Below are 14,336 nucleotides of genomic sequence, written 5' to 3' on the forward strand. Positions count from 1 at the left end.
AGGCTGCTAAAGACGACGCAGCTCGCGCGAACCAGCGTCTGGATAACAAAGTATTCCGCATCTGTAAATGATTTGACGCACGATATAAAATGGCGCACATCGTGCGCCATTTTTTTGTCCGTCGTTTGCGGCGAAGGCTACTGCGTGACGCGCGTTTGCCCCTCTTCTCCGACAAAACCGTTCTGAGCGGATTCGACTGCGGTCGTATTTACCGCTGGCGTCTGCCCGGCGCTCACGCTGACTGGATACCCGGCTCGCCGGTATAGCGCCTTATCGACCAGGCGACTATCCACCCCTTGTGCGTTTCTGAACGCGGTAAATTCCGCAGGCAACACGTAGGGCATCGTCTGCACGTTTTGCTCTTCTTCCGGCGATAGCGGCCTGTGTACCTCTACATAACGAATGCCATTCGGCTCGACAGAGAATTTCACCGGCTGGTTAATCACTTTTACCGGCGTCCCCGTTCTGACCTGCGCAAATAACGCTTTGATGTCCGGCGCGTTCATGCGAATGCAACCGGAACTCACGCGCAGACCCACGCTATCCGGCGCGCTGGTGCCATGAATGAGATATTCCCCATTACCGTGCGCCAGACGCAGCGCATAGCGTCCCAGCGGGTTATTTGGCCCGGCAGGGATCACCGGCGGCAGCGTGATCCCCCGCTCAAGCGAACGTTGGCGTATGCCCGCCGTCGGCGTCCACGTCGGGTTGGGGATCTTTTGCCCTATCCGGGTGTCCATGACGGGAGTTTCCAGTCCCTGCAAACCGATGCCGATGGGATACACCTGAACGCGGTTTTCTCCCGGCGGGTAATAATACAACCGTAGCTCCGCGAGGTTGACGATGACGCCTTCCCTGGGCGCATCCGGCAATAGCATCTGCGAGGGAATGGTAATTAGCGTACCGGGCTTAGGCACCGGCGCAATCGTATTGTTCGCTTCAAGGATGAGCATCGCCGCCGTATCAAAACGCCGGGCGATAGCCTGCAGGTTTTTATCACCTTCCTGTACGGTATAGGTTTGATTCTGACCAATAAGACGGCTGCCTTCGGGCGGTAATGGATAATCAACCGCCCAGGCTGCCTGTAACGCGCTATACGCGCCGATAATAGTTAGCGTAATGAAAGACGCACGTTTCATACCAAACCTCCTGTATTCCTGGTGATGCCCTCTGCGACGACTGGTAGCGCTTCGCTTATCAGAACAACAAAATATACGCTCTGTCCACTCTGGATAAAGCGACGTCGCCGTCCGACAAAGGATTTGACATCAGGTAGAACGCTGTCTGTACAGTTTAGCTAAGAGTGGCGGCCTTAGCGCGAATTGCGCGAATCATTGCTTCCAGCCCCTGAGAACGAGAAGGCGTGAGGTGTTGCGTAAGCGCCATTTTTTCGAACCATGGCCGGACATCAAAATGCACAATATCCTGCGCCGTCATTTGGTGGTACAAAATAAATACCACCGCCATAAGGCCTTTAACGATCGCCGCGTCGCTGTCGCCCTGCAATTCGATAATGCCGTTGGCGTTTCGCCGCATCACGATCCACACCTGGCTCTGACAGCCATGAATCGTATTTTGCGGATTGCGATCCTGCGGATTTAACTCCGCCAGGCGCTGCCCCAACTCAATAATATATAAATATTTCTCTTCCCAATTAGCGCAACGCGTAAAGTTACGCAGCAATTTTTCTTTATCCGGTAACGCAGCCATAAAACCTCACTGTTATCCCAACAAGCGGTGGATACGCGTTAATCCTGCCACCAGTCGGTCCACTTCTTCATGGGTGTTATACATCGCCAGCGAAGCCCGGCACATTGCCGGCACGCCATACCAGGCCATGAGCGGCATCGCGCAGTGATGTCCCGTTCGTACCGCGATGCCGTAATTATCAAGAAAGCTGCCGACGTCGTAAGCATGGTGTTTACCCAGATTAAACGCGATGACGCCCAACCGCTGCGCCGGGCCATATAGCGTGATATCAGGCACCTGCGCCAGTTGCTCCAGCGCATAGCGCATCAGCATCTGCTCATAATCGCCAATCTTATCCAGTCCCAGCGACGTCACATAGTCAATTGCCGCGCCCAGACCAATGATGCCGCCAGTATTCGGCGTTCCCGCCTCAAAACGCCAGGGCGCTTTCGCCCACGTCGTTCCCTGCGTCAGGCTGACGGTCGAGATCATCGACCCGCCCCCTTCCCACGGCGGCATTTCTTGCAGCAACGCCTCTTTAACATACAGAATGCCGATGCCGGTCGGCCCGTAAAGTTTATGGCCGGAGAAAACGTAAAAATCGCAGTCCAGCGCCTGGACGTCAACAGCATGGTGCATCACGGCCTGGGCGCCATCCACCAGCACTTTCGCCCCATGCTGGCGCGCCAGCGCAATCATGTCCGGCAGTGGGTTTTCCGTCCCCAGCACATTGGAAACATGGGTAATGGCCAGCAGTCGAGTCCGGTCATCGAACAGCGCAGCTAAGGTCTCCAGCCGCAGCGTACCGTCAGGATGCAACGGGATCACGCGCAGTTCAGCGCCTTTGCGCTCGCACAGCATCTGCCAGGGAACGATGTTGGCATGATGCTCCATCTCGCTGATGATAATGTTATCCCCGGCGCGAATATTTTCCGTTCCCCAACTGTTGGCGACAAGGTTAATGCCCTCCGTCGTACCGCGCACGAACACCAGTTCTTCTGCGGAGCGGGCGTTAATAAACCGCGACGCCTGCTTACGCACATTCTCCATGCTTTCGGTCGCCTGTGCGCTTAACGTATGGATACCTCGATGTACCGCAGCATAGCCGTGACGGTAGAAGGCAGATTCAGCGTCAATCACCTGATTGGGTTTTTGAGCGCTGGCTGCGCTGTCCAGGTAAGCCAGCGGCAGGCCGTTAACTTCACGCTGCAGTATGGGAAAATCCGCCCGTACTTTTTCTACAGGAAATGTCATACCAGGCCTCCGGGCAGTCGCTGGCCGATTCGCGCCAGCACCTGCTGTTTAAGGGCGCTATCATGGATAGCTTCCGTTAACTCTGCGGCAAACGCGTAAAGAATCATGTGCCGCGCCTCCTGCTGCCTGATGCCGCGTGATTGCAGATAAAACATCTGCTCATCGTCAATACGCCCGATCGTCGCGCCGTGGCTGCACTTCACGTCATCGGCATAGATCTCCAATTGCGGTTTGGTATCGACTTCAGCCAGTTTCCCCAACAACAGGTTATTATTGGTCATCTGGCCGTCGGTTTTAATGGCGTGTTGCGCCACGTTAATCAGGCCATTAAAGACCGCGCGTCCTTTGTCGCTGACGATGGTCTTGTGCAACTGGCGGCTGTTACAGTAACCTTTGTTATGTTCCAGCCATGTCCGCGTATCGCAGACTTCATTTTTCACCGGCATCGCCAGACTATTCAGTCGAAGCGTCGCGTTTTCACCATTCAGTTGTGAGCTGCTGTGGTGACGTAGTACTGCGGCGCCCAGCAGAAAACTGTGGCTAAACGCCGAGGCGTCTGTCGCCAGCAGAAGATCGTTATGCGCAAAGTGATAGCTGGACGCATTTTCAAACGCCAGTTTGATATGGCGCAGTTGCGCATTGTCTGCAACGTTCATCGTCAGACGCGCGCCGGTAAAATGTTTTGCCGCTGTAAGGCTGACATAATGCTCAATAACCGTCGCTTCCGCGCCTTCCGCCAGCGCCAGATGGTGGCGATAATGCGCGGTATTCAGCTCGTCGCCATCCACGCCCTGCGTGATATGCATTAACAGTAGGGGCCTGGTCGGACGCTGATTTCGCCGGACCTGTATATACGTGACACATTGCGCCAGGCTTTCCGTCAGATGCAGAAAAACCTCGGGATGTACCGGCGCGGCAAGCGTCTGGCGCTCATCTCTGACGCTAACGTCAAATCCGCTGTTTTGCGTGCTATCGCTGAGCTCTGGCATAAACCGACCATCGACAAACACCAGCCGCACGGCATCGATTTGCAGCGCCAGCGCATCACGCTGTGCGGCGCTGATAGTCGCACACTGCTGGATAAACTGGCTATGGGTTAAGCCCTCCAGCGGCGTGTATTTCCAGTCTTCATGTTTACGCGTCGGCAATCCCAGACGTAACATCTGTTGTAAATGTTGTCTTGCTTGCTCAGTTCGACTTTCTCCTTTTTCTTCAAAGAGATGCTGCCATTGCTGTAGCGCTTTACTGCTGTTCGGTAAGCCAGCCATAACCCTGCTCCTCCAGTTGTTTGACCAGAGTAAAATCGCCGGATCGGACAATTCGCCCCTGATAGAGGACATGGACGTAATCAGGCTTGATGTAGTCCAGTATGCGCTGATAGTGGGTCACGATAATAAAAGCGCGTTTATCGTCGCGTAACGCGTTGACGCCTTCCGCCACAATTTTCAACGCATCGATATCCAGTCCGGAGTCAGACTCATCAAGGATGCACAGTTCCGGCTCCAGCACCGCCATTTGCAAAATATCATTGCGCTTTTTCTCCCCGCCGGAAAAACCGACGTTTACCGAACGGGTCAGTAAATCTTCCGGCATTTTCAGCAATGCGATCTTTTCTTCCATCAGATCCTGAAAATCAAAGCGATCCAACGACGCCTGCCCGCGGTAGGCGCGCACGGCATTCAGCGCGGTTTGCAGGAAAAACTGGTTACTGACGCCGGGGATTTCTACCGGGTACTGGAAGGCCATAAAAATCCCTTCGCCCGCCCGTTCCTCCGGCGACAGTTCAAGCAGATCTTTACCCTTGAACGTAACCGAGCCGCCGGTGACCTCATAATCTTCACGTCCCGCCAGGGTGGCGGAGAGCGTGCTTTTCCCGGAACCGTTCGGCCCCATAATGGCGTGAACTTCGCCGGGGCGAATCTCCAGATTCAGGCCACGCAAAATCGCTTTTTCTTCCACACTGACCTGTAAATCTTTAATGCTTAACATGGGTTTTCCTTCATCATTAACCGACGCTGTGCTCAAGGCTAATCGCCAGCAGTTTTTGCGCTTCAACGGCAAACTCCAGCGGCAGTTCCGAGAAAACGTCTTTACAGAAACCGTTGACGATCATCGAAATAGCGTCTTCTTCGCTGATACCGCGTTGCAAACAATAGAAAAGCTGATCTTCACCGATGCGTGATGTTGTCGCTTCGTGCTCCAGCTGCGCGCTGTTATTGCGGCATTCAACATACGGGAACGTATGCGCGCCGCAGTCCGCGCCAATCAACATGGAGTCGCATTGGGTGAAATTTCGGGCGTTGGTCGCCGTCGGCATAATTTTTACCAGCCCACGGTAGCTGTTCTGGCTGTGGCCGGCGGAAATGCCTTTTGAGATAATGGTTGAGCGCGTGTTTTTACCGATATGGATCATTTTGGTGCCGGTGTCAGCCTGCTGATGTCCACTGGTCAGCGCAACGGAATAGAACTCGCCGATAGAATTATCACCGCGCAGAATGCAGCTCGGGTATTTCCAGGTAATCGCCGAACCGGTTTCCGACTGGGTCCACGACATCTTGCTGTTTTCCCCTTCGCACAACGCCCGCTTGGTCACAAAGTTCAAAATGCCGCCCGTGTTGTTGTCGCCCGGGAACCAGTTTTGTACGGTGGAATATTTTACTTCAGCATCTTTATGGATGATGACTTCCACTACCGCGGCGTGTAGCTGATAACTGTCGCGTACGGGCGCGGAGCAGCCTTCGATATAACTCACATAGCTGCCTTCATCCGCCACCAGAATCGTGCGCTCAAACTGACCGGTTTTCTCAGCGTTAATGCGAAAATAGGTGGATAACTCCATTGGGCAACGCACGCCTTTGGGAACATAGATAAATGTCCCATCGGAAGCGACTGCCGCATTCAGCGCGGCAAAAAAGTTATCGTTCCCCGGCACGACGGTGCCAAGATATTTCCTGACCAGGTCAGGGTGATCGTGTATCGCTTCGCCAAAAGAACAGAAAATAATGCCCTGTTCCGCCAGTTTTTCACGGTATGTGGTCGCTACGGAGACCGAGTCAAAAATCGCATCGACGGCGACCTCTTTCCCTTCGCGAACCGGAACGCCAAGCTGCTCGAAGGCGTCTTCAACCTCTTTACTCAAAAAGGTATTCGCGCCCGTTTGCTGTACGGCTCCCGGCTGGGAAACGCAGCTATCGTCGCAGTTTCCGCATGATGGCGCAGAGTAATAGCTGTAGTCCTGATAGTTCAGTTTATCGTAGTGCGCCTTCAGCCAGTGCGGTTCATCCATGTCCAGCCAGGCTCTATAGGCATTGAGACGAAATTCCAGCATCCACTCTGGTTCGTTACGCTTTGCGGAAATCGCGCGCACCACCTCTTCGCTGATGCCTTTTGCCAGTTCATCAGTGGGTAATTGCGTGAAAAATCCTTCTTTGTAATTAAGGCGTCCGCCTGTCCAGATGCCGACCTCTTCCGTTGCTTCAGTATTACGAGACATAGTACCGCCTATACCCCAAAACTTTCGCCGCAGCCGCATTCATTCTGGGCTTTGGGGTTATGAAATTTAAATAACTGGTTCAGCCCTTCCTGTACGTAATCCACTTCTGTTCCGTCAATAAAAGGCATCGCCTGTAACGGTGCGAAAAGCTTTGCGCCTTCGGCTTCAAAAACCAGATCGTCTTTATCCGGCTCCCGAACGGTATCCAGAACATAGCCGAATCCGGCACATCCCGTCTGTTTTACGCTTAACCGCACGCCCAACATGCCCGGCTGCTTTGCTGCCAGTTCACGTATGTGCGCTGCCGCCGCTGGCGTTAGCGTCAGCCCTTGCCAGGGGAAGTCCTCCGGGTTAAACGTGCCTGAATGCAATTCCATAGAGTTACCTCGCGTTCTAAATCACCAGGATATAACAGCATGTTAGTGATAATGATTATCACTTCAACCCCTTAACCGCAGGGGCTTTCCAACAAATGGTCATATTGAGCGCCTTTTATTAAGCATAGACCCTGTCCGTCAGGTCATACGACAGACAAAAAATCGCTTAACTTTTTGATAATTAATGATTTATAAGATATTAACCGTTCTGACAGGTCAAAAACGAAAAGATGTATAGAAAATGACTATTTAATTAATAGGCTGTCGACATTGCCGGGCGGCGAGGTCAGAACCCCATTTTTTGTATGGATACCTGGCGTTGCGCTCTTTATAATCCGCTGCGGTTCTATAACTCAGTTTGAGCTATAGGTTTATGTAAACTCTTTCCGGCATTTCAGGTGCTGAATGAGGCAAGAGGCTTAAAATATGGTTGTTACGCTCGCGTATATCGCACTTTTTTTGGTTTTCTCGTGGGTCACCTTGAGAATTAATCAAAAAAGCGATTCCCTGTCGAAAAGCGTTTTTATCGCTATCTTTTTAGGGGCTGTTATTGGTTTATCCCTGCATTTTATTTCAGCAAATCACACTAAAACTATTATCGAATGGTACAGCATCGTCGGCAATGGTTACGTCCATCTGTTGAAACTGGTCGCTATACCGCTAATTTTTATTTCTATTCTTTCCGCCATCAATAAACTGGAAAATAGTGCCGGCATCGGAAAAATGTCGCTGACGATCGTCGGATGCATGTTATGTCTGGTGATGGTTGCCGGTTTTATCGGATTACTGACCGCTCATGTGCTGGGGCTTGACGCCAGCGCTTTTGTGCACATGCCGTCAATGTTAACTACGGAAGAAGTCAATAAGACTGCCGCGGTGTCGATTCCCCAGTTAGTGACATCGCTGATCCCGACTAATATTTTTCTTGATCTTACGGGAGCCAGAAGTGTTTCCGTTATCGGCATCGTTATCTTCACGCTAATAGCGGGGATCGCTCTGTTAAAGGTCAAAAAAGAGGCGCCGGAAGAAGGTCAGAAATTAAGCGCAGGCATTAACGCTATTCAGATCTGGGTCATGAAGATGGTACGTATCGTTATTGCATTAACGCCCTATGGCGTCATGGCATTAATGACTACCGTATTTTCATCATACCACTTTGAACAATTCGCCAGCTTACTTGGTTTTATCGGCGCCTGTTACATCGCGATTTTTATGATGTTTATCGTGCATGCCATCTTGCTGATCCTCAGCGGTAATAATCCAGCGCGTTATTTCAGAATGGTGTGGCCCGTCTTAACCTTTGCGTTTGTTTCCCGCAGCAGCGCAGCCTCTATCCCGCTGGCCATTTCCGCCCAGGAAAAATTTGGCGTACAAAGCACCATTGCCAATATTTCCGCCTCGTTTGGCTCCAGTATGGGGCAAAATGGCTGCGCCGGGATTTATCCGGCTATTATGGTAGCGATGATTGCGCCCACCATCGGCATTGATCCGCTCTCGCTGCATTTTCTGGCCGCGATGTTGCCTGCCATTGCGCTAGGGTCTATTGGCGTAGCCGGCGTCGGCGGCGGCGGTACGTTCGCGGCGCTGATTGTCCTGTCGACGTTGAATTTTCCCGTTGCGCTGGTCGGTATTTTTATTGCCATCGAACCTATCGTTGATATGGCCCGCACGGCTCTGAACGTTAACGGATCGATGATGTCAGGTGTGCTGGCTAACCGTATTTTGAATAATCATACGGCTGACGACATGCCAGCGGTTATTAACAGACCTTAGTTTTTTACGCGCCCGGAAAAGAAAAACCCTTAAGTCTGTTCAATACAGGCTTAAGGGTTCCGGCCCCATCCGGCGCTTATCTCCGGCACTCTTAATGGCTTAGCTCTTGAAGGGGCATAAGAATAATCTCATAAAGAGAGCGCGCCTTTTTAGCACAAATGGCGATCTGTATTTTTTTTAAACAAAATCAAGGGGGTTATCTATTACCGGGGGATAGGGTCTGGTGAGATTGCCTGGTAACATAGCCGGATGGCGGCTATCGCCTTATCCGGCCTACATAGACTTTATTAATGCACGCCCAACCGCCAGGCGAAATAGATCTCTTCTTTCAGTTCGGTTGCAGATAGGGTGAGGAGATCGGCAAACTCTAACTCCAGCTGTTTTAAACGCTTCAAATACTGCGCGGGAGAAAGTTCGGTTTTATCACGGCGTAAAAATTCAATCGCCAGTTGGGTTGGGTCTAAATCAGTAGACATATCATCCTCGCTTATGTGTAAACGTGCACAGTATATCACCTTTTTCTGCGCACATTTTGACCAAAAGCAATATGCATCACACTTTTATGGTGACAACGTCACACAATCGCCGTAGTAAGGCGCGAAGAACAGCACAGACGTCCCTGTTCATCAAAGATCTCTATCTGCCAGACCTGATGGCGAGCCCCGGTATGCAACGCTTTACAGACGCCTCGTACGCGCCCCTGACGCGCCGACCGTACATGGTTGGCATTCACCTCCAGCCCCACCACCTTTTGCTCCCCCTGCGTACACAGATAACCTGCGACCGAGCCGATACTTTCCGCCAGCACCACAGACGCTCCGCCATGCAGCAAGCCGAACGGCTGTTTGGTGCGATGATCGACGGGCATTGTCGCTTCCAGCGTATCGTCCCCAATACGCTCAAAGCGGATATCAAGCAGGCCAACCATATTCCCTTCCCCCATCGCATTAAGCGCATCGAGGGTCACTTCACGTTTCCAGATCAACCTATAATCTCCAGTAATGCCTGCAACGGGTGACGCACGCCCGTACCTTCAATGCGTTTAACCTGGCTTCGGCAGGAATAGCCGGTTGCCAGGCAACGGTTTCGCGGTAGACGTTGCATCGCCTGATGCCAGGATAGCTCATAAATTCCCAGCGAATTTTTATGATTGGTGAGTTCATGTCCATAAGTGCCCGCCATACCGCAGCAGCCTACGCTGACATTTTCCAGCTTCGCGCCAAAATGGGCAAAGATGGCGGCCCACTGCGCAGGCGCGCCGGGTAAAGCCGTGACTTCCGTACAATGACCAAAAAAGTACCACGGTTCGCCGCTCACCTCGACGGACAGTCTTGCATTTATTTCCTGCGCCAGCCATTCATTCACCAGCAACACATGAAAATCGCCGCGCTGTTCGCCCAGCGCCAGTTTGTATTCGTCGCGATAACACAGAACCAGCGCCGGATCGACGCCCACCATCGGCATCCCCAACGCGGCGATCCGATTAAGGAACTCAGAGGTTTTTTTCGCCGTTTTCGCAAAGCGATTAAGAAAACCTTTAATATGCTGCGCCTTACCATTCGGCGAGAACGGTAACAATACCGGCCTCCTGCCCAGTTTTTCCGCCAGGCGGATAAAGTCCGCTACGACCCGAGCGTCGTAGTAGCTGGTAAACGGATCCTGAACTACCAGTACCGTTTTCGCTTTTTGCTCGGCGCTCATGCGCTCCAGTTGCTCAAGCGTCATATTAGCGGACGGATGGCCCACCAGTTGCTGTTGCAATGAAGGGGCAGAAAGCAGAGGTAAATCCACCATACCGATATGTTTTTTCGCCAGATTGCGAACCACCGGTTGGTTAATAAAAAAGTTAAAGGTCTTTGGCGCACGCGCCATCAGCGGCGCGTAGGTCTCGACCGTCGCCACCAGATGATCGCGTACCGGACGCAGATAACGCGTATGGTAAAGCTGTAAGAAACGTGAACGAAACTCCGGAACATCGATTTTAATCGGACACTGGGTCGTACAGGCTTTACACGCCAGACAGCCGGACATGGCCTCTTTAACTTCATGGGAAAAGTCATACTCGCCTTTGCGTTTGTGCCAACTATTCCGGGTGCGGGCAATCAGCGTGCGTAAGCTGGCACGTTTTTCCGGCAACTCCTTTTCCAGCTTCAGCGGATCGACGCCGCGATCGGCCAATAGACGGAGCCATTCCCGTACCAGCGTCGCCCGCCCTTTCGGCGAGTGGATCCGGTTAAGGCTAATTTTCATCGACGGGCACATCGGGCTTTTCGCATCGAAATTAAAGCACAGGCCGTTACCATTACACTCCATAGCGCCGCGCCAGGTCTGCCGTACCGCCAGCGGGATTTGCCGATCCCAGGTGCCGCGTTTTACCGCATCCACCTTCATCATCGGCGCCTCTATCCCTTGCGGCGGACAGATTTTACCCGGGTTAAGTCGATTATGCGGATCAAAAGCCGCTTTTATTTTGCGCAGCTCGCCATACAGAACTTCGCCGAAAAAGGCCGGGCTGTATTCCGCACGGAAACCTTTTCCATGCTCGCCCCACAACAGCCCGCCGTATCTGGCGGTCAGCGCGACGACCTCATCGGAGATCTGTTTCATCAACAGTTCCTGCTGCGGATCGCACATATCCAGCGCCGGACGCACATGCAGCACCCCGGCATCCACGTGGCCGAACATGCCGTAACTTAAGCCATGACCATCCAGCAGGGCGCGAAATTCGGCGATGTAATCGGCCAGATGTTCAGGCGGCACGCAGGTATCTTCCGCAAAAGGAATCGGTTTGGCAGCGCCTTTCGCATTACCCAGCAGCCCTACCGCTTTTTTACGCATCGCGTAAATACGCTCAATACCCGTCAAATCGGTACAAAGTTGCCAGCCGATCACGCCCGCTTCCGCACGCGCCATCAGGCCATCCAGCCGGTGGCACAGCGCCTCGACCTGTCCGTCAATAAGCGCTTCATCGTCACCCGCGAATTCCACGATATTCAGGCCCAGCATCTCTTTATCCGGCACATCGGTAATCAATTCGCTAACGGAGTGCCAGACAATATCTTCCCGCGCGAGGTTAAGGACTTTGGAATCGACCGTCTCGACGGATAAGGCGCGCGCATCAACCATAAAAGGGGCGTTACGCAGCGCGGAATCAAAGGAATCGTATTTTACATTCACCAGACGGCGGACTTTGGGTATCGGGGTAATATCCAGCCGGGCTTCAGTAATAAACGCCAGCGTCCCTTCCGACCCCGTTAAGATGCGGGTAAGATCGAAGCGGGTCATGTCATCGTTAAAGACGTGGCGTAAATCGTAGCCTGTCAGGAAGCGATTGAGCTTTGGAAAGCTATCGAGGATAAGTTGACGGTTTTCCAGGCAGGACTGATAGACGGTCTGATAGATGCGGCCTGGCATCGTCGTGTTTTCACCCAGCGTCCGGGCAAGCTCTACGGGCATCGATTGCGTGTCAAGGATATCGCCCCCCAACAATACGGCCCGTATGCCTAAGACGTGATCTGACGTTTTCCCATAGACCAGCGAACCCTGACCAGAGGCATCGGTATTAATCATACCGCCAAGCGTGGCGCGATTACTGGTGGAAAGTTCCGGCGCAAAAAAATAGCCATACGGCTTTAACGCCTGATTAAGCTGATCTTTTATCACCCCCGCCTCTACCCGCACCCATCCCTCTTCAGAATTAATTTCAATAATGCGGTTCATATAGCGGGACATATCAACAATAATGCCCTGGTTTAGCGCCTGGCCATTCGTGCCAGTACCGCCGCCTCGCGGGGTAAATATCAGCGACGTAAAGCGCGGCTCCGCCGCCAGACGGGCAAGAAGCGCGACATCCGCCGTAGAACGGGGAAACACAACAGCATCGGGAAGAAGCTGGTAGATACTGTTATCGGTCGACATTGTCAGACGGTCGGCATAGCTGGTTGCCGTATCGCCCGTAAACCCTTGCTGCTCCAGCGCCTGCAAAAAATTGAGCACCAGCTGAACGACGCCGGGTGCCTGAGAAATTTGTGGAATCATTATATTGACCTTTTCCTGCGGTCTATGTTGTGAACGGTGGCGCCCAACCCGGCGAGCGCGAGCGGTCTACGCACAGGAAGGGATGCTTAATCGTTTGCGTGTTGCGTTATTTGTTGTATCACATTTTTTTCCTGTGCGCCCAACAGAATTACATGCAGAATCGGCCTGTTAAAAACCGCTGAAATTGCTCATCATTATAGGGTGTGGTTTGCATGTTCACGTCGCGCCAACGTTCTGGCGCAAAGACAAAGGTGAAAAGTATTTATGGTAAATGTTCGTCAGCCCAGGGATATTGCGCAAGTGCTGCTATCGGTGCTGTTTTTAGCCATCATGATTGTGGCCTGTTTGTGGATAGTACAGCCTTTTATTTTGGGGTTTGCATGGGCAGGTACGATTGTTATCGCGACCTGGCCCGTTTTGCTGAAATTACAAAAAATATTGTGGGGCCGCCGCTCGCTTGCCGTACTGGTCATGACGCTGCTGTTAGTGCTGCTCTTCGTTATTCCCGTCGCCTTGCTGGTGAACAGCATTGTCGATGGTAGCGGCCCGCTCATCCATGCAGTGACCGGCGGCGATATGACGCTACCCGATCTGGCATGGTTAAATAATATTCCGTTAGTTGGCGCCAAACTGTATGCCGGATGGCATAGCCTGCTGGATATGGGCGGTAGCGCTATTATGGCGAAAGTGCGGCCTTATATCGGCACAACCACGACCTGGTTTGTCGGTCAGGCGGCGCATATCGGACGCTTTATGATGCACTGCGCCCTGATGCTGTTGTTTAGCGCCCTGCTTTACTGGCGCGGCGAACAAGTGGCGATGGGGATACGCCATTTTGCCTGTCGTCTCGCGGCTAAACGCGGCGATGCGGCGGTTCTGCTGGCTGCCCAGGCGATCCGCGCCGTGGCGCTTGGCGTGGTGGTCACCGCGCTGGTACAGGCGGTACTTGGCGGCGTCGGACTGGCGATTTCCGGCGTGCCTTACGCTACCCTGTTGACGGTAGTGATGATCCTTTCGTGTCTGGTTCAGTTGGGGCCGTTGCCGGTATTGATTCCAGCCATTATCTGGCTTTACTGGACAGGCGACACCACCTGGGGCACCGTGCTGCTGGTTTGGAGCGCCGTCGTCGGCACTCTGGATAACGTGATTCGCCCGGTACTCATCCGCATGGGCGCCGATTTACCGCTGCTTCTGATCCTTTCCGGGGTAATCGGCGGCCTGATTGCATTCGGTATGATTGGTCTGTTTATTGGACCGGTGCTTCTGGCCGTGACCTGGCGTTTGTTCTCCGCATGGGTACATGAAGTTCCGGCGCCGACGAATGAACCAGAGGAGATCCTTGAAGAGCTGGATGACATCGAGGAAGCCAACAAGCAGTCATAATCCCGTCGGGCGGCATTGCCGCCCGATGCTTTAGCGACGTTTATCAATTCAACGCACACCCCATTTTGATTCGCCCGTCTGTTCCCCGCCGCATCTCATTTCTGTCGCAAATCCGTTACAGTTTTTAAACTATTGAGACGAATCTGATCGACGCAAAAAGTGCTCATGCCTACTATTAGCACACGGTTATAAATCAACACATTGATTTATAAGCATGGAAATCCCCTGAGTGAAACAACGAATTGCTGTGTGTAGTCTTTGCCCGTCTCCTACGATGGGCTTTTTTTTTAACTTTTTTCGCTGCATTGTTACATAAGCCAGCTCCCGTT

The 14,336-nt window shown here is 52.7% G+C and carries 12 protein-coding genes, 1 other RNA gene and 1 pseudogene; 4 read left to right on the top strand and 10 right to left on the bottom strand.

The window, feature by feature from the left end:
• Nucleotides 1-71, top strand: a pseudogene (locus tag NA986_RS05055) (major outer membrane lipoprotein); the annotation flags it as partial.
• 66 nt (nucleotides 72-137) lie between these two features.
• On the opposite strand, the gene ldtE reads toward NA986_RS05055, so the two are convergent.
• The 7 genes from ldtE to sufA all read right to left on the bottom strand — a co-directional run bounded on the left by ldtE (nucleotide 138) and on the right by sufA (nucleotide 6,813).
• The gene (gene ldtE, locus NA986_RS05060; protein WP_000817060.1) at nucleotides 138-1,139 is read right to left on the bottom strand and encodes a L,D-transpeptidase LdtE; all 1,002 of its coding nucleotides are present in this window, start codon (nucleotides 1,137-1,139) and stop codon (nucleotides 138-140) included.
• Nucleotides 1,140-1,293: 154 nt separating this feature from the next.
• Nucleotides 1,294-1,710 carry a cysteine desulfuration protein SufE gene (gene sufE, locus NA986_RS05065; RefSeq protein ID WP_000729470.1) on the bottom strand — a complete coding sequence of 139 codons (417 nt, stop codon included), beginning with the start codon at nucleotides 1,708-1,710 and terminating at the stop codon, nucleotides 1,294-1,296.
• Between the two features lie 12 nt (nucleotides 1,711-1,722).
• Complete coding sequence (sufS, locus tag NA986_RS05070; RefSeq protein ID WP_000143859.1) at nucleotides 1,723-2,943, bottom strand: cysteine desulfurase SufS; 1,221 nt, start codon at nucleotides 2,941-2,943, stop codon at nucleotides 1,723-1,725.
• A complete protein-coding gene (gene sufD, locus NA986_RS05075) occupies nucleotides 2,940-4,211 on the bottom strand; it encodes a Fe-S cluster assembly protein SufD (protein ID WP_000907929.1) in 1,272 nt (423 codons plus the stop codon). The genes sufS and sufD overlap by 4 nt, the downstream gene beginning before the upstream one ends.
• On the bottom strand, nucleotides 4,186-4,932 hold the full coding sequence (sufC, locus tag NA986_RS05080) for a Fe-S cluster assembly ATPase SufC (protein WP_000948902.1): 747 nt from the start codon (nucleotides 4,930-4,932) through the stop codon (nucleotides 4,186-4,188). The genes sufD and sufC overlap by 26 nt, the downstream gene beginning before the upstream one ends.
• Nucleotides 4,933-4,948: 16 nt before the next feature.
• A complete protein-coding gene (gene sufB, locus NA986_RS05085; protein ID WP_000089383.1) occupies nucleotides 4,949-6,436 on the bottom strand; it encodes a Fe-S cluster assembly protein SufB in 1,488 nt (495 codons plus the stop codon).
• Nucleotides 6,437-6,444: 8 nt separating this feature from the next.
• Nucleotides 6,445-6,813, bottom strand: coding sequence for a Fe-S cluster assembly scaffold SufA (gene sufA, locus NA986_RS05090; RefSeq protein ID WP_000418973.1), 369 nt, complete (start codon nucleotides 6,811-6,813; stop codon nucleotides 6,445-6,447).
• Nucleotides 6,814-7,239: 426 nt separating this feature from the next.
• Between sufA and NA986_RS05095 the strand changes: the two genes are divergently transcribed.
• Nucleotides 7,240-8,586 (top strand): L-cystine transporter, encoded by a 1,347-nt coding sequence (locus NA986_RS05095; protein WP_023216620.1) that lies wholly within the window; start codon nucleotides 7,240-7,242, stop codon nucleotides 8,584-8,586.
• 287 nt (nucleotides 8,587-8,873) lie between these two features.
• Here the strand turns inward: NA986_RS05095 and NA986_RS05100 are convergent, their stop codons facing one another.
• The 3 genes from NA986_RS05100 to ydiJ all read right to left on the bottom strand — a co-directional run bounded on the left by NA986_RS05100 (nucleotide 8,874) and on the right by ydiJ (nucleotide 12,624).
• Nucleotides 8,874-9,062, bottom strand: a complete 189-nt coding sequence (locus NA986_RS05100; protein WP_001537749.1) for a YdiH family protein — start codon at nucleotides 9,060-9,062, stop codon at nucleotides 8,874-8,876.
• A gap of 98 nt (nucleotides 9,063-9,160) precedes the next feature.
• Nucleotides 9,161-9,571: a 1,4-dihydroxy-2-naphthoyl-CoA hydrolase gene (menI, locus tag NA986_RS05105; RefSeq protein WP_000637930.1), complete on the bottom strand. Its 411-nt coding sequence runs from the start codon at nucleotides 9,569-9,571 to the stop codon at nucleotides 9,161-9,163.
• Nucleotides 9,568-12,624 carry a D-2-hydroxyglutarate dehydrogenase YdiJ gene (gene ydiJ, locus NA986_RS05110; protein WP_070793852.1) on the bottom strand — a complete coding sequence of 1,019 codons (3,057 nt, stop codon included), beginning with the start codon at nucleotides 12,622-12,624 and terminating at the stop codon, nucleotides 9,568-9,570. Before ydiJ ends, menI begins: the two co-directional genes overlap by 4 nt.
• Before the next feature lie 264 nt (nucleotides 12,625-12,888).
• Between ydiJ and ydiK the strand changes: the two genes are divergently transcribed.
• Both ydiK and rprA read left to right on the top strand, forming a co-directional pair.
• Nucleotides 12,889-14,007: an AI-2E family transporter YdiK gene (gene ydiK, locus NA986_RS05115; protein WP_000248615.1), complete on the top strand. Its 1,119-nt coding sequence runs from the start codon at nucleotides 12,889-12,891 to the stop codon at nucleotides 14,005-14,007.
• Nucleotides 14,008-14,189: 182 nt separating this feature from the next.
• Nucleotides 14,190-14,297, top strand: an RNA gene (rprA, locus tag NA986_RS05120) — antisense sRNA RprA.
• Nucleotides 14,298-14,336: the final 39 nt, after the last annotated feature.

The organism is Salmonella sp. NW177, from assembly GCF_051811585.1.
Classification (GTDB): domain Bacteria; phylum Pseudomonadota; class Gammaproteobacteria; order Enterobacterales; family Enterobacteriaceae; genus Salmonella; species Salmonella enterica.